Below are 22,518 nucleotides of genomic sequence, written 5' to 3' on the forward strand. Positions count from 1 at the left end.
TGTTCAACAAATGCCTATTTAGCAGGCATACGAATGTCAGCGACACTTACCAACCGAGAATTACCATTCGGCTTGCCGCATATAATCTGGCTGCAACAGGCGGATTCCCTGCGATGAAACTTCCAGTAGGCCATCGTGCCGAAACTCGCTCAAAGTCCGGCTCAACGACTCAGGTGCTATGCCTACTAGGGAGGCCAGATCTTCGCGCGCTACGCGAATAAAGGAGGTCGCCTCGGTGGCTTCTTCTTGATTGTGTAGCACAAGAAGAGCATTTGCTACGCGGCGGCGGAGCGACTGGTAGGCCATATCCAGCAATTGCTGCTCGCGTGCTCGCTTACGCCCAGCTAACAAGCGAACAAACTGCTGGCTTACCTCGGGCAAGCGCACCAATTGTAAAAAGTCAGCAGCCGAGATGTGCAACAGCACGCAATCCTCTATCGCCACTGCCGATTCATGGTAGCACGTTTGTTCCAGTAAATCCTTATAGCCAAAAAATTCCCCTGTTTGGTAAAAGCTGGTAATCAACTCTTTGCCAAACGAAGTCGTCTTAATTGCTTTGATACGACCCGATTGAATAAAGTACAACTGTTTGGGATCTTCTCCCTCCCTATACACACTGTGCCGGCGAGCTACGATGTGCGGCGTACGATCCGTAATCAAAGAAGATAAGGATCCTGTTACGGCCTCCTCATCGTGCCCGGTGGTTATAGGCTCGGCAGGCAGTAGGTGGAAGCGGTGGAGACGCCCAGCTATTGCTTGGAGCAGTTCACCCGCAACTAAGGGTACAGACAGATAATCGTCCGCACCGGCATCCATAGCCCGCCGCATATCGGCCCAAGTTGCCGTAGAACCTATGAGAATGAACGGAGTAGCGGCCAGGGAAGCGGTGCAGCGAAACAAGTGCAGAACGCCATAGCCATCTACATCGGGCAGCTCAGTAGCACACAGAACCAAATCAGGCTGGCGTTGCTTGGCAGACTCCACTCCCTGATAGCCCTCGCTGAAAGAGACCACCTCGTATCCGGCCAAGCTCAATAGCGAAGTGATGGAGCTGCGCTGCTCCTCATTCCGGTGCAGTAAAAGAATTCGTTTCATCTTAAACGGAATGAGAAATTTTCTGCCATGCCAACCATTTTTGCAATCAATGAAAATGATTAAAATCCAAATTGATTTTAATCATCACACGTTTAATCAAAATCAAGACCAGTTGTGACGCTGATCATAGCATGAGCCAACTATATATTGGAAATTTGTGCCACGCTTACTGTCTAAGGTTGTTTGACAGGTGTCTTCTACAGATATGAAGCGCAAAAAACACGATTAGGAATTAGTTGCTCGCTTATTAGATGAGCCACTTCCAAAATAATTAAAATACAATTTCAAACGTCATCATTCGCATTCACATGAAGCACACATTACTAACATTCGATACGGACACCATGCAAGGTAAAGTCCGCAACACCCTGATGGGACCAGAGTATGGCTACACACACGTTGTAGGAACCACTGAGGAAGATCTGGTTGTGTCGCTGCCAATCAATGTTGTCGCTCATCTAACCAAAAGCCCTGAGCAAGCACTTGCTGATGTGAAGGCAATTTGCCAAATGCTGGAAATCTCTTTGAAAAAGTGCGCAATTCTTGAGGTTACGCAGGCGCTGTCTTTTTCTGCTTAACCTATAGAGGTGGACTACTTAGGTGAGCCACCATTGGTTTTCGCTATAGGATTTTGTTATTAAACTACATAGGCAGACACTCATAGCCGAGCGCTGAGGGTAATCGTTAGTGGTTGTATCAATTAAACTATATCATTACAAGCTTACTCAACGCAAGACTACTCAGCCGATACGGCAACTGCCCATCGCTCTGAATATCTGATATTGACAGTAAAAAATAGAACGGTCGCCCTAAAAGAGGCGACCGTTCTATTTTTTATATCTACTGACTTTGATGTATAAAAACACGTTATTTATCCTAGAATCAGCCACATCTATGCCCAACCTCAACCCCATTCCTCACCTGCTCACTTTCAGGCGCGCCCGTTTCTTACCCCTCGCCCTGGCCGCCTGCTTGGTATCGATAACAACACAGGCACAGCAGCAGCCCACCGTTACGGCCCAGGACTACGCCCGCGCCGAGCAATTTATGAGCTACAACACTCAGCCGCTGGTAGACCACGCCATGGGTGAGCCCAACTGGCTCGACAACGACCGGTTTTGGTACCGCACGCTCACGGCGCAGGGTAGCGAGTACGTGCTGGTAGACCCGGCCCGCAAGACGCGCACTGTTAGTGCTTCTCCGCCCGTGGCGCCTACCCCGGCAAAGGCCCAAAAAAACCCCAATGACCGCAACGAGGTGGTGTCGCCGGATGGGCGGCTGGCGGCCTACATTCAGGACTATAACCTGTGGGTGCGCAACACCAAAACCGACCAGAAAACCCAGCTGACCACCGATGGCGTGAAGGACTACGGCTACGCCACCGACAACGCCGGCTGGAGCAGCAGCGACCGGCCCGTGCTGCGCTGGTCGCCCGACTCGCGCAAGATTGCCACCTTCCAGCAGGACCAGCGCAAGGTAGGCGACATGTATCTGGTGACCACCAACGTAGGCCACCCTACCCTCAAAAGCTGGAAATATCCCCTACCCGGCGACAAGGACATTATCACCATTGAGCGGGTGATTGTGGACGTGAACCCGGCCAAGGTGGTGCGCCTGCAACTTCCGCCCGACCCGCACCGCGGCACCCTCTCCGACGACATTTCCAGCAGCGGCACTTTCGATGATGTGGACTGGAGCGCCGATGCCAAGCAGCTGGCCTTTGTGTCGACCTCGCGCGACCATAAGGAGGAGAAGTTTCGGATTGCCGATGCTGAGACGGGTGCTGTGCGGGAGGTGTTCGAGGAGAAAGTAGCAACGCAGTACGAGTCGGGCCAGGGCGCCATTAACTGGGCCTACCTGCCGAAATCGAAGGAAATTATCTGGTACTCGGAGCGTGACGACTGGGGCCACCTCTACCTCTACGACGCCACCACCGGCAAAGTCAAACACCAGATTACCAAGGGTAACTGGGTGGTAACGCAGCTAGTAAAGATAGACGAGCAGAAGCGCCAGCTCTACTTCTTGGCCGATGGGCGGGAGCCGGGTAACCCCTACTTCACCCACCTCTACCGCATTGGCCTAGATGGCAAGGGCCTCACGCTACTCACACCCGAAAAAGGCAACCACCGCATCGAGTTTTCGCCCTCGGGCCGCTACTTCGTTGATACCTACTCCCAGCCCGACGTGCCGCCCGTGAGCGTGCTGCGCAACTTGGACGGCAAGCTGCTCCTGACGTTGGAGAAGACCGACATTTCGCGCCTCGTGGCCACCGGTTGGAAAGCCCCTACCCCCATCTTGGTGAAAAGCCACGATGGGCAGCTGGACCTACACGGCCTCCTGTTCACGCCCACCAAGCTGGACCCCAGCCGGAAGTACCCGGTTATCGACTACATCTATCCTGGTCCGCAGGGCGGCAGCGTGGGTAGTTGGTCGTTTTTGGCGGCGCGCGGCGACAACCAGGCGCTGGCCGAGCTGGGCTTTGTGGTAGTGGTGCTAGAAGGCAGCTGCAACCCGCTGCGTTCCAAGAGCTACCACGATGCCTGCTACGGCAACATGGCCGAAAACACCCTCTCCGACCAGGTAGCCGGCATCAAGCAGCTGGCTCAGAAATACCCCTACTTCGACCTGGACCGGGTGGGCATCTGGGGGCACTCGGGGGGCGGCTATGCCACGGCCGCGGCCATGTTCCGCTACCCCGATTTCTTCAAAGTAGGCATCTCTGAGTCGGGCAACCACGAAAACCGCAACTACGAGGACGACTGGGGCGAGCGGTACATTGGCCTGCTCACGGCTCAGGACAACGGCGCTTCCAACTATGACAACCAGGCCAACGCCGTATCGGCTAAAAACCTGAAAGGCAAGTTGATGCTGGCTCACGGCATGATGGACAACAACGTGCCGCCCTACAACACGCTGCTGGTGGTAGATGCCCTCACCAAAGCCAACAAGAGCTACGACCTGGTCATCTTCCCGAACGCTACCCACGGCTACGGCCAAGACTCGCCCTACATGACGCGCCGACGCTGGGACTATTTCGTGCAGAACCTAGCCGGTGCCACTCCGCCCCACGACTACCAGATGCAGCCCAAGCCCGACCCGCGCACAGCCGGACGATAAGCACTAGCAGGGTAGGAAAAGCAACGCCCCGCGTAGTCTTAACCGACTGCGCGGGGCGTTTGCGTTAGGATTACTTCTGGCCCCGAAACTGCTTTGGTTTCAGCTCTTGCTCAGCCAATTCCACTATTTCGGTGAGGCGTTTCTGGCGGGTTTCCGGGCGGCGGGCCAGCACCAGCCATTGCAACAGGTTCCGTTTGTCGGTGCGGCTCAGGCCGGCGAAGTACGCTTCCGCCGTGGGCTTTGCCCGAAACGCTTGTTCTAAATCTGCCGGAATCTGTAACGCTTCCACTTCATCTAAGAGCGTCCAGGAGCCGTTCTGTTTGGCTGTTTCGATGCTGGCTAGGCCGGCCGGGGCTATTTGGTCTGCCGCTAGCAGGCGCTGAATTTTCTCTTTGTTGATTCTCGACCAGCCACTTTTGGGTTTGCGGGGACAGAAGAACTGCCGGTACGTTGTTTCGTCGATGGACTCAGCCTTACTGTCTATCCACCCAAAACAGAGCGCTTCATCCACTGCTTCGGACCACGTTAGGGAAGGTATAGCTGATTTCTTTTTGCTATACACCAACCAAACACCTTGTTGTTCAAGGTGGTGCGCTTCCAGCCACTCGCGCCAGTGCTGCCGGCTTGTCGGGCGAAAAACGGGTAGTTCTTTTTCGGCCATGGCGTCTTTGTTGGGTTGAGAGTCTGGGTGAAAGGTAGGCAGAGCATTTTGTGGTGCTCCGCCTACCTCGTTTATTTCACCACGGTGGCTTCCAGCTCCACGCCTAGATTGGCGTATAAGCCCTTCACCTCGAACATAGTAGTTGCCTGCTTGATGCCGTGCTTGGCAATCCACTCCTGATACACATCGCCGCAGGTAGTGAAAAACTCCATCATCGAGGTCGTAAACACATTCAGTCGAACAATGCCCTGGCATTCGTACCCGGCCGTGTCAATCAGGTGCTCCAGGTTCTCGAAGATCTGGATAAGCTGGCCTCTCATATCGGCGGTGCTGGGCTGGCCTGCTGCGTCGATGGCTACCTGCCCGGAACAGTAAAGAGTGCCCTCGGGCTGTTTGATTTCGACGGCTTGTACCGAATTGGTTTGCTCGCCCCATTTCCAGGGGTCAATTGTTTGCTTTTGCATCTGCTTTGTGGGTTGAGTGTGGGTAAAACGGCTTTTCGTCACTTGACTCCACAAAGGTCCGCCCACCTACTGACAGCCCTATGTCAGCATCTTATTCGGTGGTGCAAAAAAAGTTATAGGCGTGCTGGGCCAGCTCGCGCAGGTGCTCCCGCAAGGCAGGTGGCTCCAGCACCGTAATGGCACCCGCGTACGGCAGCAACCACGTAGCGAGGTAGGGCAGCGAGCCAATGAGCAAGGTCATTTCCAAACCGCCATTGGGTAAAGGCTCCTCCTGTATCCAGCCGTACTGGCGCTTGGTGTCGTGCAAGTGCTGCACCAAGGCCGGTGGGGCGGCCGCGGGTTGAAACCGAAGCACCACTTTTTTCCTACCCCGGCGGGCGGCTTCGGCGGCCCAATACTGCTGCAACGTTTCGGGGCGGGCTGCGAAGATTTCGGTACTGATTTCCAACTGTTGAATGCGGTCGAGGCGGAAGTTGCGGAATGCTTGGCGCAACCGGCAGTAGGCCACTACATGCCACTGCCGACTGAGGTACAGCCCAATGGGCTCTACAGCCCGCGCGGTAGGTTGGTCGGTTTCGGCGCCCTGGTAGCGTAGGTGCACCACTTGTTGCGCGGCCACGGCCGTTACCAGTTGCTGATAGATATTGAGGTAGCCGGGCTGCCCTACCGGTCCCAGCACCTGAATGTGAGGCGTTAGGGTTTCGAGGTAGTCACGGTCGGTGCGGCGCAGCACGGCGCGCAGCTTGTCCATGGCCGCGCCGCTGAGCCGAACTGTGGGCGCGTCGGTGAGGCGGGCAGCCAGTTTCTCGGCGGTGAGTAGGGCGGTGGCTTCCTCACGCGTAAATAGCACAGGCGGTAGTCGGTAGCCCTCGGCCAGCGAGTAGCCTACCCCTGGTTCGCCGTAGAGGGGTACGCCAGCCAGCTCCAGCGTGCGCAAGTCGCGGTAAATGGTGCGCAGGCTCACGCCAAACCGCTCGGCCAGAGCTGGGCCGCTTACCACACGCTTGGCTTGCAACTGGATAAGAATAGCCGTGATGCGGTCAAATCGATTCATAGTACTCCAAAAATACGAGGACTACCGGGTACCTATTCGTGTCATTCCGAGCAGCGCGAGGAAGCTGAATAAGAGGCTGTTTACTGATCGGAGAAAAACGGAAGAATAGACTGCTTGCCTGCAAATAACTTCTTGCCCAGATTCCTCATTACGCTCGGAATGACATTTTAATTTGCCTACTTGCCTCCTACCCACCCGTTCAGCTTCCACCCATGCAAAAAGTCAAACTCGGTGTCATTCGCGAAGGCAAAACCCCGCCCGACCGCCGCGTGCCGCTCACGCCCAACAAGTGCGACGAGGCCCTGCACGCCTTCCCCAACCTCGACCTGGTAGTGCAGAGCAGTGACATCCGTGCTTTCTCCGACGACGAGTACCGCGCCCTGGGTGTTACGGTGCAGCCCGAAGTAGCCGACTGCGACGTGCTGCTGGGCGTGAAGGAAGTGCCTATTGATCAACTTATCCCCGGCAAAACCTACCTGTTTTTCTCGCACACCGTGAAAAAGCAGCCCGCCAACCGCGAGTTACTGCGGCAGGTCTTACAAAAGCGCATCACACTGATTGACTACGAGTTATTGACCAATGAACACGGGGAGCGGGTTATTGCTTTCGGGCGCTGGGCCGGCATTGTGGGCGCCTACAACGGCCTGCTCACCTACGGGCGCAAGTATGGCCTCTACCAGTTGAAGCCCGCCTATCAGTGCCAAGACATGGAAGATATGGAGGAAGAGTTTTTCAAGGTGAAGCGCTTGCCGCCCATCAAACTGGCCGTGACGGGCTCGGGAAGGGTAGCACAAGGAGCGCTGGAAGTGTTGCGGCGCATGGGCATCCGGCAGGTGAGCGTGTACGACTACCTCTACCTCGATTTCAACGAGCCGGTGTTCACCCAGCTGCGCTCCTCCGACTACAACGCTCGCCGCGACGGCCGGGTGTGGGACACGCCTGATTTTCACCGCAACCCGCAGGAATATGGCAGCACTTTTGGCAAGTTTCTGCCTGTGACAGACGTCTTGATTGCCTGCGCCTACTGGCACCCGGCCGCACCACGCTTGTTTTCGGAAGAAGACACCTGCCGGTCCGATTTCCGTCCCCGCGTTATTGCCGACGTGACGTGCGACGTGAACGGTTCCATTCCAACCACCAAGCGCAGCACTACCATCCCAGAGCCTACCTTCGACTACAACCCTGCCACCGGCGAATTGCGGCCGCCCTACTCCGCCCCTACCCACCTCACCGTAATGGCCGTCGACAACCTGCCCTGCGAACTGCCCCGCAACGCCAGCCGCGATTTTGGCCGCCAACTCCTCGACAACGTGCTACCCCACCTGCTGGGCGGCGACCCGCAGGGCGTATTGGAGCGCGCCACCATTGCCCGCAACGGTGAGCTAACAACTCGCTACCAGTATCTCAACGATTATGTGGCTGATTAGTAGTTACATATTCAGTCCAATGCAGGGCAAGTAAATAAAGAGCAAAGCAAAAGGCCCACTGTAAGTAACTCGGTTACTCACGGCGGGCCTTTTCGTAGATGATTATACTACCTTGATCTTTAGACCTTTTTGAGAACGGGATATTTGGCTTGCACCAGCATGTAGAGTCCATAGGCTATCAGCCCCAGCGCTACAATGCCCAGAACGACGGGCCCCATACTGGCTAGAAGGTCGAAGGCTTGCTCTGTATCGCCAACGGCCGTAGCGCGCGACTGCAAACCAGCCTGCACAAAAAAGTAGCCCGTGATACCCAACACAATACCGCGGGCGGTGTAGCCTACCTGCCCCAGGCGGTAGACCTTAGTCTGCTGCCCTGCCGGAATATCGCTACTCTGCACGTTTTTATGGAAAGAACCAGAATACGCCCGGTAGATTTGGTAGAGACCTACCCCGATTGTGATCAACCCTACCAGCATAATCAACCATTCCCCGCCGGGCCAGCTTAATATCTTTCCGGTCAAGGTTTGCTTGGTGTTGCCGCTTCCACCGGCGGAGTTGCTCATGGCTAACTGCGCCGCGTACCAGGCCAAGCTTGCGTATACAAGTCCGCTGGCGGCATAGCCCACGCGCCGGGCAATTCCTTTTGCTCCATCGCCCTTATCCTCCGTGTCGCGGAAGGCTTGCACCAATCGCCACACAATATAGCCTAGCAGACCAAAGGCAATGAGCCCCAGCAAGATAGAACCGCCGGGCAACTCCTGTAGGGTATGCACTGCCTTTTGCTTATCGGTGGTTTGACCTTCCTGCTGGCCAGTGGCCGCCAGCAACGCCAGCAGGCCCATTAGGCCATACACAACGCCTTTGGCCGCAAATCCAAAGCGGGCCAGCATTCGAATGCCCGAAGAAGGCGTAGTAGGGAGAGAAGCTTGTAAAGTATCAGCAGCAGACATACGTGGAGGGGAAACAGGCAACCATACAGCAGCAGCCTTGGTCCTTACATATACGCTTAGTGCTTGGCTAAAGATTAGCCCTGCGCCGCCCGCTTGCCTCCTAGCAGGGAGAGAGGCTGATAAATTTGATGACGCTGATGCTGTAACGCAGCATTTTCCGGCACGTTCAACGTAACCAACGGCTTCGTGCTGGAGCGTTCTGTGCGTAACAGGCGGTCGAGGTTACCGGCTGCGCTCATGTAGGGAATGAAGGCCTGATCCGCCAAATCCACCACCAGCATGTTGCGGATATCGGCCGTTTCCTGCGTTGTGCTAAGCACATCTGCCGCAAAGGGCGACACAAATACTAGGCGCCCGGCTTCAATCTCGCGCTCGTATTCTAGGGCCAGCGACGGCTGAATGCCGCGCCCCACCACATACACTACCGGTTGGGGAGAGCTACGCAACAAGTAGCGAAACACCGTTTGCTCCACTTCGGAATGAAAGCCCGACACAATGCACCGGTGCCGGGTACGCTGTTCCAGCGCCCACAGGTACGTGCCCCGCCGGATGGTAGGTGGGTAGTTGCGCGAGCAAAAAAAGGCAGTTTTAGGCAGTTGTAGCAAATCCAGGTTACCCAGACTATACAACTCTTCGGGAGCCGTAGTCATACGAAAGAAAGCTGATTGGTAGGCGGCAGTCAGGCCAGCACAACCGGTACTCAGCGTGGCCCCGACTACCCATTGTAGTCGCACGTTGGCCCGGTACCTGTGCCTTGCCTGCCGGAAAGGGCGGTAGAGCAAACGCTTTGCAAAAGCATAGCGAAGCGTTTAGAAAACGGAAAGTCCCGTGCTATATTGAATAGCACGGGACTTTTATAAAGCCAGAAAACCCAGAAAGCGTTCTGATTTTCGCTGAAAACTAGAAAGTACGGTTGAACCATTTCTTGATGTCGTCCATCGTTTCGCCGGTTTTCTCTTGCAGACGGCCAAACCACTCATCTTGCTTGCCTTCAGCGTAATCCATGTCATCATCCGTGAGGCTGCCCCACTTTTGCTTGGTCTGACCTTTGATTTCGTTCCAGTTGCCGCGAGCACGCAGTTCAGTTTGGTCGTTGATTTTATTATCGTTGATATCCATGAGTGAAAAAGTTGAAATGGGTGGAAGAGAAGAAATAGGCGGTGTACCTACCCATAATATACGCAGACCAATAAGCCGTAGTTGTCGAGCTTAGCAGGATGCGTTGGCTACTGATTTATACCCCTGCAAAAACCGTATATTTAGAAAGCTCTTTGTATCTACTTTCAACTAGCAAGCACCCATTATCCTATCCTTATCCAATGATTGACTACCCCCACACTGGCCTGCCAGCTGCCTTAGGTGCCCGCTAGCCATGGACGACCTTCGCACCACGCTTCTCACTTTCGCGCCCGACGACCGCAAGGAATTTCTGCACTTTTTGCAGCGCCAGGGTCGCAAGCAAAAAGGCCGCCTCGACACGCGCTTGTGCGAACTGCTGCTGCACCCGCGGGTCTACCCTACCCCCGAACTGCTGGCCCGCCTCTACCCCACGGAGCCCAACGCCGTGGCCTATTACGCCCTGCGCAAGCGCCTATTACGCAGCCTCACCGACTTCCTACTGCTACGCCAGCGCCAGCAAGATGCTACGGCGGCCTCATCGGTGCGCGGGTTGCTTATCCTCGCGCAGTATCTGTTTGAAACCGGCGTGCCGCGCCTGGCTTGGAACACCCTGCGCAAAGCCGAAAAGCTGGGCCTGCAAAACGACCAGTTTGAGGCGCTGAATACCGTATACAATCTGCAGATTGCCCAAGCCCACCACGCCTGCGCCGACGACCTGACCGACCTGATTCGGCGTCGCAACCTCAACAAGAAGGCTGCCGATGAGGAAGAGCGCGCCAACATTGTGGATAGTCTGATGCGCCAGCGCCTGCGCCAGCTGCGCGCCAAGGGTAGGGCCGGCGAGTCGTTTGATGCGGTGCTGGCTGACACCCTGCGCGAGTACGACTTACAGGAGGCCTTTGCCCGACGGCCGGCCCTGCTCTGCCGTCTGGTGTCCATTGCGCGCAGTGCCATGCTGGTGCGCCGCGATTTTGTGTCGTTTGCGCCGTTTATTCTACGCTGCTACCATCTCATGGAAAAGCGGCACGGCTTTGCCCCGGCCCAGCGGCAGTACCAACTGCGTCTGCTCTACATGATTGCGCACGCGCTGTACCGCTCGCGCCGCTTTGAGGAAACCACGTGCTACCTCACTCACATGCAGGCATTGCTAGCCGAAAGCCCGCGCACGCACTACCTGGAGATGCGCGCCCGCTACACGTTGCTGCTGGCCGCCACCTACGCCTTCCTGCGCCGCAACCACGAAAGCATTCAACTGCTGGAAGCAGCCCTGCACGATACTCGTCAGCCCCTACCCCTGGCCAACGAGCTCACAGCCCGCCTAGGTCTGGCATTTCACTACTTCGCCGAAGGCAAGTTTCAGAAAACCAATCAGGTACTTATCAGCATTGGCCGCTCCGACCATTGGTGCGAACAGCAGATGGGCCTGGAGTGGATGCTGAACAAAAACTTGGGCGAGATGCTGACGCTATTAGAGTTAGGCCACACCGAGTTGGCTCTCAACCGGCTCCGCGCCATTGAGCGTACTGTGCGCGAACGGTCGCCTGAAGCCGAAGCTGGCCCCTACGCTTACGTGCTCAGCTACCTAGCCCGCGTCCGCGATATTATCGATGATCCGGCAGCGGCAACGCAGCCCGCTTTTGCTGAGCAAGTACGCCAGATGCCTACCTTCCTACCCCTGGTGCGCGAAGACCTACAGGCCCTTAGCTTCTACAGCTGGCTGCACGCCCGCATGATGGGCCGTCCCTACTACGAAGTATTGCTAGAAGTAGCCAGTGCCCCACCGGTAGGACAAACAGTTCATTGAGAGCAGGATAGGAGCCTCGTAGCGGCGGTCAATTTGTAGCAAGAGCCTACGCACACAAGCAAAAAGCAGCTTTGCCGATGATTGGCAAAGCTGCTTTTACAGGCGAGATACTCCCGCTGGATCAGATTTAGTCGCGCTTGGCGGCGTTCATTTCGGCTCTGGCATCAGCGGCCGCGGCGTCGATTTTGGCGTCAGCCTTGTTGGCGGCAGCATCCATTTTGTCGCCGGCTTTCTCAGCGGCGTTTTCGATGTCTTGGCCAGTGTTTTCGGCTGCGTTTTCGATGGCATCGCCAGCATTGTCAGCAGCGGCTTCGGTGTTATCGGCAGCCGCTTCGGCGTTAGCTTCCACGTTGTCGGCGGCGGCTTCGGTGTTGGCTTCTGCCTGGTTTTGCTCGGCTTGGGTGCACGAAGCCACAGAGAAGGTAGCGAAGCTGGCAGCTAGTAGTAGGGTTTTGAAAGACATTTTCATGATTGCAGAGGAAATAAGGTGAGTTATAGAACTTACTCTTAATCACGGTGAGGCAGAAAAGTAACCCACTTCACGTGCAGCATTAACTTTTCTTTTTCAAAGGCAGTATAGCAGCATATAGTCGCTCTCGACTTTCCACTGATTTCATTTCCTGTTTTATGGATTCCACTGCCTCCACTCCCCAAACGCCCCCTACCCCCACTGTACCGCTCGACGTGACGGAACAACAAAAGGAGGTGCTCCTTGATGACACCTTGCACCTACTGGATGCCAACGTTACCAAAGGTAAAGACAAGAAGCACGGTCTGGCCGAGGTAGACCGCTGGGAAGAAGTGCTCCGCGCCTCCGACCATCCCGGCCTAGCCAAAATCATTCAGGAGTTGGCAGCTCTGCGCGAGCAGCTCACGGCCCCCGAGCGTCAAAACCACGACATTGCCGAAACCCTGGCCGTGCTAGGCGCCGAAACCATCAAAGTAGCCGAAGAAGCTAGTAACAACTACACCAACCCGCTGAAGAAGCTAGCCAAGCTGCTCATCCAGCTTGGCAATACCTTGTCGAAATAAGTTGGCTGTTAGCTTCTAGATATGAAGCACAAAAAAAGCAAGAGGCCCAACCAGATGGTTGGGCCTCTTGCTTTTTAATCCTCTTACAGGATCTGCGAAATCCGTTAAAATTCGCAGATTCTGTAGTCGTAATATTACTTGTTCGAACCGGCGTTGATCATGGCGCAGCGGAAACCGATAGTAGCGGTAGCCGAGTCTTCCGCCATGAAGCGACGCGTACCGGGCGAGAGCCAGTAGGCTACGTCGCGCCAAGAGCCGCCTTTGTACACCCTTACATGGTCGTCGATGAGCGACTGGTAGCCTTTCTTGTCGTATTTCTCGGCGGGGTCGAGGAAGCCGTTGCGACGGAAGGGGTTCAGGTCTTCCACATCTTCAAATGACAGCGGACGGTAGATATCCTGTACCCATTCGTTCACGTTGCCGGCCATGTTGTAGAGGCCGTAGTCGTTGGGTGGGTAGTTGTAGATGTATTCCGTAATCATAGCGCCGTCGTTCAGAGCACCGGCAATACCGGCGTAGTCGCCGCGGCCGCGCTTGAAGTTCGCCAGGAACTGGCCCTGAGTCTTGCCATAGGAGTTCCGCACCTGGCGGCCATCCCAAGGATAGATGCGCTTGTTTTCTTGGTTTTCGTTGCCGGTTTCCTGCGTGCCAATAAGGGCCTGTGCAGCATATTCCCACTCAGCCTCAGTAGGTAGGCGGTAGTTCGGCAGCGTGTTACCATCCTCAATGGAAGGCTTCTTGCTTTCGCCACCCTCAGCAGCATCAGCAGCCGGAGCGTTCTTCTTACGACCAAACAGACCGCGCTTGCCGCCACTGCTCTCTCCATCGCCACTCAGGCCAGCCAGGTTTTCGTTTACCTTAGACGTACGCCACGTGCAGTAGTCATTGGCTTGCAGCCAGCTTACGCCCACTACCGGGAAGTAGCGGAAGCCGGGGTAGCGCAGGTAGTAATCTACGTAGGGGTCGTTGAACGACAGCTCACGCGCCCATACGGTGGTATCGGGTAGGGCCGACTGATAGAATTCCTCCGACGAGTCTTTGCGCACGAAGTGCAGGTATTCCAACCAGTGAATGTTAGCTACCTCGGCTTCGTCCATGTAGAACGAGGCGATGGTCACCGTGCGCTCCATGTTGTCATGGGTCATGGCAATGTCTTCTTCTGCCGAGCCCAGCACCGTGCGGCCGCCCTCAATGAAGATCAGACCAGGGCCTTCGGGAATGCCGGCGTAGTCTGCCACTTTCATCCCCTCTTCAGTATTATATTCAATACCTGTGGTGGAGCTGTACTTACCCGGCTTGGTGGCGGTGCGTGGGCCACTTTTGCACGAAGCCAGCGCACAGGCTCCCACAATGGCGAAACGCAGGTACTTGGAGAAATTCATGATTGAGTAGAAACTACCTGTGATAGAAGATTTTACGGAAGGCAATTCGGTGCAATGTTACAAAAAACTAGTACGCCGGACAAGGCGCTGCGGGGTAGTTGCGCCGTTTCAGACGCCGCCAGGCCGCTTCCAGCCGGTCAAAGTTCCGCAGGGCCAAGGACACCTCATGCGCCCCACCCAAATCGGCACTTAACGCGCTCAGACTAGCGTCGTAGCTATAACCGAGCCGAAATGCACCAAAACTCAGGCCAACAATTCCGGTAAGCAGCTGCTGCGGATGATTTGAGCCCGGCAACGGCACGCCCCGGTACACGGCGCCTACCGTAACCGGCGTGGTAGTGAAGTAAAAACCAGCCTCTGCGCGCTGCAAACTGCCTTGCCGGGTGTAACTAACCGTTGGCGTCAGGCTGATTTCGCGTGCTTCGCCTTTGATAACGCTTTTTGCAAAAAAATATTTGTAGCCCGCGTTAAAATTCAAGCGAATAGGTAAAACACTTTGCTCCACGAAGCCCAAGTCGGGTTGGTTGAGATGATGCGCCGCCACGCCTACCCAGGCGCGCTCGGTGTACAGTACCATACCCGTGCCAAGGGTAAAATAGTTCACCGGGTTGTACTGCAACAGCAATGGGTCAGCCGACGCACCGCCCAAAATAGTGCCGTCGTCACTGATCTGGTCGCCGAGCAGCAGGTTGCCGTAGCTCACAGTCTGGCGGCCGTAGCTGACGCTGGCGCCGGCGCTTAGCGCCACCTGCTCGTTGAGGCGCATGTGGTAGGCGTAGAGGCCGCCTACCTGAAACTTGGTGAGACCCAACGCCCCCGTGCGGTCTACGTTCAGGAGCAGGCCCACGGCACTGCGCTGGTCGGCAAAACGGTAGTCGGCGCCGAGCTGGCTGGTCTGGAATGTGCCAGCCAGGGTAGGGAACTGGTTGCGGTAGTTGAGCGTAACACTATAATCGTCGAGCAGGCCCGTGAAGGCCGGGTTGGTGTGCAAACGCGAGGCGTAGGGCTGCGCGAAGTATAAGTCCTGCGCCTGCGTGGTGGTCATACTGGCTACTACGGCTACCACCGCGGCGGCTAGTCGCCGCGCCCCTTGCTCTCCCCGCCGTGTAGATGTTGTTGCCATACTGCTGATGCCCTAAACGCCGGCCCTACCTCATTTGGTACGCTGCGCTGGAAACGCGCCCCGAAAATGCCAAATTCCTGGCGCTTTATCTGTTTCACTCTGCTGAAGCGTTGTAGACGATAGAAACCAGCCACTGGTTCTGTGCTACTTTTGCATGCGTGGCTGGTCTGGCACTGGATTCGCTGCCAAATAGTTACTACCCTTTCTTCCTGATATTTTCTTCCTATGCGTAAATTTCTGATTGGCCTGCTGATTTTCGTGGTGGTGCTGGTAGCCGCGCTGGCCGCCGCGCCGTTTTTGTTCAAGGACAAAATCAGAGCGGCGTTTGATAAGCAGTTGGCCGCACACGTGGCGGCCAAGGTGGAGTACGACCCCAGCCAGATCAGCGTGAGCTTGTTTCGCGACTTCCCGAACCTTGCCTTGAGCGTGGAAAACCTGCGCATCATCGGGCAGGACTCCTTTGCCCGCGACACGCTGGCCTACCTGCCCGCCCTGCGGGTAGGGATGGACCTGATGAGTGTGGTGAGCGGCGACCAGATCAAGGTGAAATCGGTGGAGTTGGACGAGCCGGATATTTCGCTGCGGGTGCTGAAAAGCGGCCGCGCCAACTGGGACATTTTCCTGTCTGACTCAGCCGCGGCGGCCAAGACCGACGTGGATACCTCGGCCGTGAGCGTGGCCATCAAGGGCTGGCAGATCAACAACGGCCACTTGCGTTATGATGACCAGTCGATTCCGTTTGCGATGGAAGCGCGTCACGTGAACCACACCGGCTCCGGCGACTTCGAGCAGAACATCTTCGACATGACCTCGCAGACCACCGCCGACGGCTTTCGGATGACGTACGCCGGGGCGAACTACATCAGCAAAGCTACCCTCGACGCTGATGTGACGATGGCAATGGACTTGGATAAGATGCTGTTCATCTTCAAAGACAACAAGGTGAGGCTGAACGACTTTCCGGCGCAGTTTGCCGGTAGCGTGGGCCTACCCAACGCCACCGACATTACCTATGACATGACCTTCAAGGCCCTGGAAACGGACTTCAAGAACGTACTGAGTGTGGTACCGGGCATGTACTCGGAGCAGTTCAAGGATATCAATACCACGGGTAAAATTGCTTTTGATGGCTACCTGAAAGGCGTGCAAAACGAACTGCGGATGCCCGGCTACGGCGTGAACCTGCAAGTGAAAGGCGGCATGTTTAAGTACCCGCAGCTACCCGAGGCCGCCCGCAACATCAACGTGGACATGGTGGTGGACAACCCTTCAGGCTTCACCAACAACGTGAAAGTCAACGTAAAGCAGTTCCACCTCGACCTGGGCAAAAACCCGATTGACGGCAACGTGGCCATTGATGGCCTGGAGCCGATGAAGGTAGACGGCCGCGTGAAGGCCAACGTGGACCTGGCTGAGATGACGAAGGTCTACCCAGTAGAAGACCTCACCCTGCGCGGACAGCTATTTGTGGATGCGGTAGGCAAAGGCACGTATTCCGAAACGCAGATGCCAGTGGTGAATGCCAAAATGAACCTGACCAACGGCTACGTGAAGTCGAAGCAGTTTCCGGCACCCATCCAGAACCTGACGCTGAACGGCACCGTGACCAACACCACGGGCCAAGTGAACGACACGCGCATTAACATTCCGCAGTTTAAGATGCTGCTGGATGGTGAGCCACTGGAAGGTCGTTTGGCTGCTCAGAACATTGATAAGCCGGTGTTCGACACCGACATTCACGGCACAATCGACCTCACCAAAATCACCAAGATTTTCCCGCTGGAAGGCATGACCGTGACGGGCCGCCTCACCGGAAACGTGGCCGCCAAGGGTAGCATGGCCGATGTAGAAGCGGAGCGCTACCAGAACGTGAAGGCCTCGGGCACCGTGAATGCCAGCAACGTGACCTATAAGAGCACCGATCTGCCCCAGGGAATGCGCATCACCAAAGCCACCGCTACCTTCAACAACGACCAGATTGTGCTGAAGGACATGGCTGGCTTTGTGGGTTCGTCGGACATTGCGGCGTCGGGCACCATTAGCAACTACTTGGGCTACCTGTTCACGCCGGGCCAGTCGCTGAAGGGCACGCTGACGGTGAACAGCAACCGCTTCAACGTGAACGAGTGGATGGTGGATGAGGTGAGCGAGAAGCCGACTACTGGCGCTGTAGCGGCTACCAAAGCGCCTACCACTGCTACCCAGGCCGACGGCGTGCTGCAAATCCCGAAGTACTTCGACCTGACACTGAACAGCAACGTGAACCAAGTGGTGTACGACAACCTGAAGCTAAACGACGTGAAGGGGCAGGTAGTGGTACGTGACGAAGCCGTGAAGCTCAACAATTTAAATTTCAACACTCTGGGCGGCTCGTTTGCTACCAATGGCAGCTACAGCAGCAAAAACCTGCAACACCCGAAGTTCGATATGGGTCTGAATATCAAGAACCTGAACTTCCAGAACGCCTTCAACGCTTTCAACTCCATCAAAACGCTGATACCGCTGGCCAGCAACCTAGAGGGCGTGTTCTCTACAAACTTCAACGTTAGCGGCGAAATGGGCCAGGACATGATGCCGGTCTATAGCACGCTCACGGGCAAGGGTTTGTTTGAGGTAGTAAGCGCCGCTGTGAACAACTCGCCGGTGCTGAACACCATCAGCTCGCTCACGCAGGTGCAGGCGCTCAAGAAGTTTGCGGTGCAGAACAAAGATGTGGCCGCCGAAATCCTGAACGGCAGCTTCATTGTGAAGCCCTTCGATGTGAATGTGGGCGATATCAAGATGACTGTGGGCGGCTCTAACAACGTGAACGGCAACCTGGAGTACGTGACGGCCATCAACATGCCTACCGGGCAGGTAGGCAACGCCTTGCAAAGCAAGCTTACTTCGCTCACGGGCGTGTCCAACATCAAGGGCACCGACCGCGTGACGCTGGGCTTGAACATTGGCGGCACAGTGAAAGACCCCAAGGTGAAGCTGACGACCGGTAGTGTAAAAACGCAGGCTACCGAAGTGGCCAAGAGCCTAGTAGGCGGTCTAGTAGACAGCAAGCTGACCAACGCCAAGCAAGCCGCTGCGGCCAAAGCCCTGCTCAACCAAGACAGTGCCCGCGCTGAACTAGCGAAGCGCCAGCAGGAGTTACAAGCCAAAGCGCAGCAGGAGATAGAGAAGAAGCGCCTCGAAGCCGAAACCAAGCTGAAGGAAAAGGCCACACAAGGTCTCAACAACTTGATTTTCGGCAAGAAAAAGCCGGCCGCTACTCCAGTTCCGGCAGACACAACCAAGGCACTGAAATAGGATTTTATCCCGAAATTATGGCTTAGTTTTTGTCGTAAAGCGGTTCACTTCGGAGCGGCAGGCACTTTACAAGAAGTGCTTGCCGCTTTTTTATTCTATTTTCTTACCTGACTACCGAATGAAAACAAATCGTCTGTTTCCGCTGGCCCTAGCGGCTTTTCTGGCACTGGGAGGCTGTAGCAAAGATTCTGGCAGCAACATGGCCAAGATGGAAGTGCTGCTGGCAGATGCGCCCGGCGACTTTAGCGCTGTAATGCTGGATGTACAACAAGTGCAAATCCACGCTGATGACACCAACGATGAAAACGGCTGGCAAGCGTTGCCGCTGCTCAAAACCGGCCAGTATAACGTACTGGATTTCGTGAATGGCCGCTCGGCTCTACTAGCCAGCGCCGACTTCCCACCCGGCCGTATTTCGCAGATTCGGCTGGTGCTGGGCGCCAATAACTATCTGGTTACCCGCGACGGTACGCGCTATGATTTGAAAACGCCGAGCGCGCAAACCTCGGGGCTGAAGCTCAAAATTGACGCAAACCTGACGCAAGACGTTACCTACACCGTCCTCCTCGATTTCGACGTAGCAAAGTCCATAGTGGAGCGCGGCAACGGCAACAAGGCCGACAAAGACCGGTTCTTGCTGAAGCCCGTTATCCGGGCCATCACCACGGCTGTGGCGGGAGGCATAAAGGGTAGCGTAACGCCTACCACAGCGCAGCCGCAGGTATTGGCTATTCGCACTTCCACGGTGCCCAACGATACGCTCAGCACTTTTGCCGACGCCTCAGGTGGCTTCTTGCTACGCGGCGTACCAGCCGGCACCTACCGCGTCGAGTTCTTTGCCCCCTCGCCCCTGAAACACGTAGTGCGTACCGGCGTAACGGTTACGAACACGCAGATTACCGATCTGGGTAGCGTAGATCTGAAGTAAAGCACACTACATATTCAATAACACAGAAGGCCGTTGCGTGATGCGCAACGGCCTTCTGTGTTATTACTGTAACCCCTGGAGCAGTTCCAACATTTCCTGCTGCAAAGTCTGGGTTTTGTCGTGGGCGTACCAGGCGTGCACGCGGGTGATAAACTCGTCGTGGTCTACCCCCTCTGCTTTGGCCTGATTCACAATATCTTGCGCGGGTGCGGGGCGCGGGCCCCACTGAGCTACTTCCTCCAGCGTGTCGGCGCGGAGCACAATGAGGCGTGGAATAGCACGGCTAGTACCGGTGAGGTAACGGTCCATCAGGTCCAGATTTTCGTCTCGCAGCAGGTAGCGGGTACGGATGTTACCGGCCGAGGCCTCCGCCACGTGCTCTAACACGGGCACAATCTGGGCCGCGTCGCCGCACCAGCCTTCGGTCAGAATCAGCCACACCAGGGGGTAGGGCACGTGCACAGCCGCGTCGGCCAGGGCGGGTAGTACATGCGTTGTTTTGTCGAGGCGCGACATGCGCTGCTCGTTCAACTTGGTGTACTGCACCAATTCCTCGGTTTGCTGCGGACCAGTGGTTTTGCCCTGGGCCAGCAGGTCGTCTACAAGCTGCCGGTAGGCGGTGTAAGAGTAGGAAGCCTCCAGGCGCTCGGGATTGAGAATGGGGGTAGGCGTGGGCGGTGAGAAATCAGACATTGGGACAGAAGAGAGATGAAAAACAGAGTTCCTACCCCTTAAACAGCAAAAGCCCCTTCTGGGATAAGCAGAAGGGGCAAAAAAATAGCTAATCAGTCAGTTACAGACTTACTACCTGCCCAGCATCGAGCTGGCGGCAGTAGGTGATGAAGTCGGTGTTGATGGGCTCCAGGCCCGCATCGCGCATTTTGATGGCTACCTGCCCGCGGTGATAGTTGGCGTGCACGGGCATGTGCGTGAAGATGTCCGATACTACGCTCGTGAAGCCGTCGCCGGCCGAGTTGGTGTATGTGATGGTCCGGCTTAGCTCAGCATCATCGGCGACGCGCACCATACCCAGCCAGCGCTCCGAGGTTTGCTCGTGCATGCGGTGCAGCTCTTCCAGGGGGTGCTCCTGCCACACTTTCACGGGGCTGGGCGTGTTGGTGAGGCGACCAATCCAGATATACTGCGCATTGAGCACGTGGCTGAACAGACGCAGCACGTTGGCGGGAATAGGCTGACCGGTTTCGGCAACAGTTTTATCGAGGTGGCGTAGCAGCGTGTCGTTGGCCCACACGTTGTACACAGCAAGCTTTTCGTTGGTATTAATCATGGGGTGAAATTACAAGATTGTGAAATAGTGAGTCGGTAAAATGGAGAGTTAAAAGGTACGGCTGTCATCCTGAGCACAGCGAAGGACCTTATGCCAGTTGAACGACCATCGTACCAACGACTCGTTCTCACGTGAGCGGTCCTTCGCTGCGCTCAGGATGACAGCCTTCTTTTTAACTCTCTATTTCACCATCTTACCGCTGGTCGGTCCAGACGAGTACGCCGCCGGTGCGGCGTTTCTCGAAGTCGGGGCAGTTACCGTCGCCTTTGCCAGTGAGGCCACCGTCGGGGTGGCACAGGACTTTGCCGGTTGTGTCGTAGAGGGTGCTAAACTGGTCGGCCCCGCTGATGGTTTCGTAGTACACCGTCTGGCCGCGGTATTCGTAGCGGTACATCTGGGCGGGCGGGTTCAACTGCCGCGTCGACTGAATTTTTTGGATACGAGTATTGATCCAGTCGGGCCGGCGGGTGGTGTCCAGCGGCATATCGTCGCTGGGCACTGGCACTACCGTGTTGGCGCTGGTAGGCGCCGGGGTAGAGAACGGGTGCGCCAAACCGTTATTAGGGTCAGCAGTAGGCGTATTTACATCAACCCGGCTGCACGCCGCGCCTGTGAGTAGAGTAGCTGCCAGAAGCAGGGAATAGGAAACACGCATGGTGCAATGGGCGATGAGCAGTGAAGAAAGAGCAATGGGTGAGAACCTTGCTACCGCTGAACTTACGCCGTTGGGTCGCAATGGTTCTTTATTGCGCTTTTACTGTTCCTTGCTTCTTACCTCTTGCTTACGCTAGCAGCCGCGGCACGAAAATGAGCAGTCCGACCACCAGCGCACCCAAGGCAGCCAGCAGCACCGCGGCAGCGGCCACGTCCTTGGCTTTACCCGCCAGCGGGTGGTAGTCTGGCGACACCAGATCTACCACGGCTTCCACTGCCGTATTCACCAGCTCGGCGCTCCATACACTACCTACGGCGGCAGCTACCAAGGCCCATTCTGTACGCGTGATGTCGAAGTAAAACCCCAGCCCTACCACCACCACCGTGGCTAGGGCATGAAAGCGCAGGTGCACCTCGGAGCGCAATGCCGACCCTACCCCTCGGAACGCGTGCCCAAAGCTGGCAATACGCTTGCGCAACATAGACTGTCGCCGCGCCCGATCCGATGCAGACGGCTCAGCCACGGCTGTCGAACTCGTGAAAGACGGTTTGGCGCAGCTCGTCCCACTCCGGCCGCAAAACGCTGTAGTACACTGTGTCGCGGCGCTGGCCGTTAGGTAGGGCCATGTGGCTGCGTAAGGTGCCCTCCTCGGTAGCGCCCATGCGCACCATTGCCTCACGCGACTTCTGGTTGCGAGCGTCGGTTTTCAACTCTACCCGCTCGCAATCCAGCTCGCCAAAAGCGTAGTGCAGCAGCAGGTGCTTGGCGGCTCGATTGATGCCCGTGCGCTGAAATTCCGTACCCAGCCACGTCCAGCCAATTTCTAGGCGACGATCGGCCAGCGCCATGTTGCCGTAGCTGGTGCAACCCGCAATGCGACCCGTTTCGCGGTCGATAATCACGAAGGGGTAGCGCTGCTTGTCGGCCCGTGCCCGGATACTCTGGGCCACGTAGGCGGCCAATTCCACGTTGTTGCGCGGGGCCAGCGTGGTCATATAGCGCCAAATTTCTTCATCAAACGCAATGCGCTTGAGGTACTCGAAATCGGACGTTTCCAACGGGCGCAGCCGTACGCGGTTGTTTTCGAGGATGATGTCGCGGGTGTAGTCCATAGGCGGGTAG

Annotated in this window: 22 protein-coding genes; 7 read left to right on the forward strand and 15 right to left on the reverse strand. The window is 56.3% G+C overall.

Features of this window, described 5'->3' with window-relative positions; translation table 11 throughout:
* Positions 1-60: 60 nt before the first annotated feature.
* Positions 61-1,095, reverse strand: coding sequence for a cyclic nucleotide-binding domain-containing protein (locus J4D97_RS06330; RefSeq protein ID WP_208306835.1), 1,035 nt, complete (start codon positions 1,093-1,095; stop codon positions 61-63).
* 308 nt (positions 1,096-1,403) lie between these two features.
* Here J4D97_RS06330 and J4D97_RS06335 point away from each other — a divergent pair, with 308 nt between their 5' ends.
* Positions 1,404-1,673 (forward strand): hypothetical protein, encoded by a 270-nt coding sequence (locus J4D97_RS06335; protein ID WP_185281791.1) that lies wholly within the window; start codon positions 1,404-1,406, stop codon positions 1,671-1,673.
* Positions 1,674-1,989: 316 nt separating this feature from the next.
* Positions 1,990-4,212, forward strand: coding sequence for a S9 family peptidase (locus J4D97_RS06340; RefSeq protein ID WP_208306836.1), 2,223 nt, complete (start codon positions 1,990-1,992; stop codon positions 4,210-4,212).
* Positions 4,213-4,282: 70 nt separating this feature from the next.
* On the opposite strand, the gene J4D97_RS06345 is transcribed toward J4D97_RS06340, so the two are convergent.
* The 3 genes from J4D97_RS06345 to J4D97_RS06355 all read right to left on the reverse strand — a co-directional run bounded on the left by J4D97_RS06345 (position 4,283) and on the right by J4D97_RS06355 (position 6,391).
* Positions 4,283-4,873 carry a YdeI/OmpD-associated family protein gene (locus J4D97_RS06345; protein ID WP_208306837.1) on the reverse strand — a complete coding sequence of 197 codons (591 nt, stop codon included), beginning with the start codon at positions 4,871-4,873 and terminating at the stop codon, positions 4,283-4,285.
* A 71-nt stretch (positions 4,874-4,944) separates the two neighbouring features.
* Complete coding sequence (locus J4D97_RS06350; protein ID WP_208306838.1) at positions 4,945-5,337, reverse strand: RidA family protein; 393 nt, start codon at positions 5,335-5,337, stop codon at positions 4,945-4,947.
* Positions 5,338-5,428: 91 nt separating this feature from the next.
* Positions 5,429-6,391 (reverse strand): helix-turn-helix transcriptional regulator, encoded by a 963-nt coding sequence (locus tag J4D97_RS06355; protein WP_208306839.1) that lies wholly within the window; start codon positions 6,389-6,391, stop codon positions 5,429-5,431.
* Positions 6,392-6,603: 212 nt separating this feature from the next.
* Here J4D97_RS06355 and J4D97_RS06360 point away from each other — a divergent pair, with 212 nt between their 5' ends.
* Entirely contained in the window at positions 6,604-7,818 is a 1,215-nt protein-coding gene (locus J4D97_RS06360; RefSeq protein ID WP_208306840.1) for an NAD(P)-dependent oxidoreductase, read from the forward strand.
* Between the two features lie 119 nt (positions 7,819-7,937).
* On the opposite strand, the gene J4D97_RS06365 is transcribed toward J4D97_RS06360, so the two are convergent.
* From J4D97_RS06365 to J4D97_RS06375, 3 genes are all read right to left on the reverse strand, one after another.
* Positions 7,938-8,768 carry a DUF1206 domain-containing protein gene (locus J4D97_RS06365; protein ID WP_208306841.1) on the reverse strand — a complete coding sequence of 277 codons (831 nt, stop codon included), beginning with the start codon at positions 8,766-8,768 and terminating at the stop codon, positions 7,938-7,940.
* Between the two features lie 74 nt (positions 8,769-8,842).
* Positions 8,843-9,418, reverse strand: a complete 576-nt coding sequence (locus J4D97_RS06370) for a hypothetical protein (protein ID WP_208306842.1) — start codon at positions 9,416-9,418, stop codon at positions 8,843-8,845.
* A gap of 250 nt (positions 9,419-9,668) precedes the next feature.
* Positions 9,669-9,887: a CsbD family protein gene (locus J4D97_RS06375; protein WP_208306843.1), complete on the reverse strand. Its 219-nt coding sequence runs from the start codon at positions 9,885-9,887 to the stop codon at positions 9,669-9,671.
* A gap of 253 nt (positions 9,888-10,140) precedes the next feature.
* Between J4D97_RS06375 and J4D97_RS06380 the strand changes: the two genes are divergently transcribed.
* Positions 10,141-11,691: a hypothetical protein gene (locus tag J4D97_RS06380; protein ID WP_208306844.1), complete on the forward strand. Its 1,551-nt coding sequence runs from the start codon at positions 10,141-10,143 to the stop codon at positions 11,689-11,691.
* Between the two features lie 127 nt (positions 11,692-11,818).
* On the opposite strand, the gene J4D97_RS06385 is transcribed toward J4D97_RS06380, so the two are convergent.
* Complete coding sequence (locus tag J4D97_RS06385; protein WP_208306845.1) at positions 11,819-12,160, reverse strand: hypothetical protein; 342 nt, start codon at positions 12,158-12,160, stop codon at positions 11,819-11,821.
* A 158-nt stretch (positions 12,161-12,318) separates the two neighbouring features.
* Between J4D97_RS06385 and J4D97_RS06390 the strand changes: the two genes are divergently transcribed.
* Positions 12,319-12,723 (forward strand): hypothetical protein, encoded by a 405-nt coding sequence (locus J4D97_RS06390; protein WP_208306846.1) that lies wholly within the window; start codon positions 12,319-12,321, stop codon positions 12,721-12,723.
* Between the two features lie 134 nt (positions 12,724-12,857).
* Here J4D97_RS06390 and J4D97_RS06395 read toward each other — a convergent pair whose 3' ends face one another.
* Positions 12,858-14,105: an SUMF1/EgtB/PvdO family nonheme iron enzyme gene (locus J4D97_RS06395; RefSeq protein WP_185281803.1), complete on the reverse strand. Its 1,248-nt coding sequence runs from the start codon at positions 14,103-14,105 to the stop codon at positions 12,858-12,860.
* Between the two features lie 67 nt (positions 14,106-14,172).
* A complete protein-coding gene (locus J4D97_RS06400) occupies positions 14,173-15,228 on the reverse strand; it encodes a PorP/SprF family type IX secretion system membrane protein (protein ID WP_208306847.1) in 1,056 nt (351 codons plus the stop codon).
* A 225-nt stretch (positions 15,229-15,453) separates the two neighbouring features.
* On the opposite strand from J4D97_RS06400, the gene J4D97_RS06405 reads away from it, so the two are divergent.
* Together J4D97_RS06405 and J4D97_RS06410 are read left to right on the forward strand one after the other, a co-directional pair.
* The gene (locus J4D97_RS06405) at positions 15,454-18,525 is read left to right on the forward strand and encodes an AsmA-like C-terminal region-containing protein (RefSeq protein ID WP_208306848.1); all 3,072 of its coding nucleotides are present in this window, start codon (positions 15,454-15,456) and stop codon (positions 18,523-18,525) included.
* A gap of 118 nt (positions 18,526-18,643) precedes the next feature.
* Complete coding sequence (locus J4D97_RS06410) at positions 18,644-19,453, forward strand: DUF4382 domain-containing protein (protein WP_208306849.1); 810 nt, start codon at positions 18,644-18,646, stop codon at positions 19,451-19,453.
* Between the two features lie 63 nt (positions 19,454-19,516).
* Here J4D97_RS06410 and J4D97_RS06415 read toward each other — a convergent pair whose 3' ends face one another.
* The 5 genes from J4D97_RS06415 to J4D97_RS06435 all read right to left on the reverse strand — a co-directional run bounded on the left by J4D97_RS06415 (position 19,517) and on the right by J4D97_RS06435 (position 22,508).
* On the reverse strand, positions 19,517-20,146 hold the full coding sequence (locus J4D97_RS06415; RefSeq protein WP_208306850.1) for a thioredoxin family protein: 630 nt from the start codon (positions 20,144-20,146) through the stop codon (positions 19,517-19,519).
* Between the two features lie 100 nt (positions 20,147-20,246).
* Complete coding sequence (locus J4D97_RS06420) at positions 20,247-20,741, reverse strand: DinB family protein (protein WP_208306851.1); 495 nt, start codon at positions 20,739-20,741, stop codon at positions 20,247-20,249.
* A gap of 193 nt (positions 20,742-20,934) precedes the next feature.
* Positions 20,935-21,396, reverse strand: a complete 462-nt coding sequence (locus J4D97_RS06425) for a DUF6970 domain-containing protein (RefSeq protein ID WP_185281808.1) — start codon at positions 21,394-21,396, stop codon at positions 20,935-20,937.
* A 127-nt stretch (positions 21,397-21,523) separates the two neighbouring features.
* Entirely contained in the window at positions 21,524-21,919 is a 396-nt protein-coding gene (locus J4D97_RS06430; RefSeq protein ID WP_347879327.1) for a diacylglycerol kinase family protein, read from the reverse strand.
* A complete protein-coding gene (locus J4D97_RS06435) occupies positions 21,912-22,508 on the reverse strand; it encodes a GNAT family N-acetyltransferase (RefSeq protein ID WP_208306852.1) in 597 nt (198 codons plus the stop codon). The genes J4D97_RS06430 and J4D97_RS06435 overlap by 8 nt, the downstream gene beginning before the upstream one ends.
* Between the last annotated feature and the right edge of the window lie 10 nt (positions 22,509-22,518).

This window comes from Hymenobacter defluvii (genome assembly GCF_017589435.1).
GTDB classification, from domain to species: Bacteria; Bacteroidota; Bacteroidia; order Cytophagales; family Hymenobacteraceae; genus Hymenobacter; species Hymenobacter profundi.

What these genes read in the sequence shown, in the direction of transcription:
- J4D97_RS06330 (WP_208306835.1), bottom strand. Translation starts at nt 1,095, where the DNA reads ATGAAACGAATTCTTTTACTGCACCGGAATGAGGAGCAGCGCAGCTCC.
- J4D97_RS06335 (WP_185281791.1), top strand. Translation starts at nt 1,404, where the DNA reads ATGAAGCACACATTACTAACATTCGATACGGACACCATGCAAGGTAAA.
- J4D97_RS06340 (WP_208306836.1), top strand. Translation starts at nt 1,990, where the DNA reads ATGCCCAACCTCAACCCCATTCCTCACCTGCTCACTTTCAGGCGCGCC.
- J4D97_RS06345 (WP_208306837.1), bottom strand. Translation starts at nt 4,873, where the DNA reads ATGGCCGAAAAAGAACTACCCGTTTTTCGCCCGACAAGCCGGCAGCAC.
- J4D97_RS06350 (WP_208306838.1), bottom strand. Translation starts at nt 5,337, where the DNA reads ATGCAAAAGCAAACAATTGACCCCTGGAAATGGGGCGAGCAAACCAAT.
- J4D97_RS06355 (WP_208306839.1), bottom strand. Translation starts at nt 6,391, where the DNA reads ATGAATCGATTTGACCGCATCACGGCTATTCTTATCCAGTTGCAAGCC.
- J4D97_RS06360 (WP_208306840.1), top strand. Translation starts at nt 6,604, where the DNA reads ATGCAAAAAGTCAAACTCGGTGTCATTCGCGAAGGCAAAACCCCGCCC.
- J4D97_RS06365 (WP_208306841.1), bottom strand. Translation starts at nt 8,768, where the DNA reads ATGTCTGCTGCTGATACTTTACAAGCTTCTCTCCCTACTACGCCTTCT.
- J4D97_RS06370 (WP_208306842.1), bottom strand. Translation starts at nt 9,418, where the DNA reads ATGACTACGGCTCCCGAAGAGTTGTATAGTCTGGGTAACCTGGATTTG.
- J4D97_RS06375 (WP_208306843.1), bottom strand. Translation starts at nt 9,887, where the DNA reads ATGGATATCAACGATAATAAAATCAACGACCAAACTGAACTGCGTGCT.
- J4D97_RS06380 (WP_208306844.1), top strand. Translation starts at nt 10,141, where the DNA reads ATGGACGACCTTCGCACCACGCTTCTCACTTTCGCGCCCGACGACCGC.
- J4D97_RS06385 (WP_208306845.1), bottom strand. Translation starts at nt 12,160, where the DNA reads ATGAAAATGTCTTTCAAAACCCTACTACTAGCTGCCAGCTTCGCTACC.
- J4D97_RS06390 (WP_208306846.1), top strand. Translation starts at nt 12,319, where the DNA reads ATGGATTCCACTGCCTCCACTCCCCAAACGCCCCCTACCCCCACTGTA.
- J4D97_RS06395 (WP_185281803.1), bottom strand. Translation starts at nt 14,105, where the DNA reads ATGAATTTCTCCAAGTACCTGCGTTTCGCCATTGTGGGAGCCTGTGCG.
- J4D97_RS06400 (WP_208306847.1), bottom strand. Translation starts at nt 15,228, where the DNA reads ATGGCAACAACATCTACACGGCGGGGAGAGCAAGGGGCGCGGCGACTA.
- J4D97_RS06405 (WP_208306848.1), top strand. Translation starts at nt 15,454, where the DNA reads ATGCGTAAATTTCTGATTGGCCTGCTGATTTTCGTGGTGGTGCTGGTA.
- J4D97_RS06410 (WP_208306849.1), top strand. Translation starts at nt 18,644, where the DNA reads ATGAAAACAAATCGTCTGTTTCCGCTGGCCCTAGCGGCTTTTCTGGCA.
- J4D97_RS06415 (WP_208306850.1), bottom strand. Translation starts at nt 20,146, where the DNA reads ATGTCTGATTTCTCACCGCCCACGCCTACCCCCATTCTCAATCCCGAG.
- J4D97_RS06420 (WP_208306851.1), bottom strand. Translation starts at nt 20,741, where the DNA reads ATGATTAATACCAACGAAAAGCTTGCTGTGTACAACGTGTGGGCCAAC.
- J4D97_RS06425 (WP_185281808.1), bottom strand. Translation starts at nt 21,396, where the DNA reads ATGCGTGTTTCCTATTCCCTGCTTCTGGCAGCTACTCTACTCACAGGC.
- J4D97_RS06435 (WP_208306852.1), bottom strand. Translation starts at nt 22,508, where the DNA reads ATGGACTACACCCGCGACATCATCCTCGAAAACAACCGCGTACGGCTG.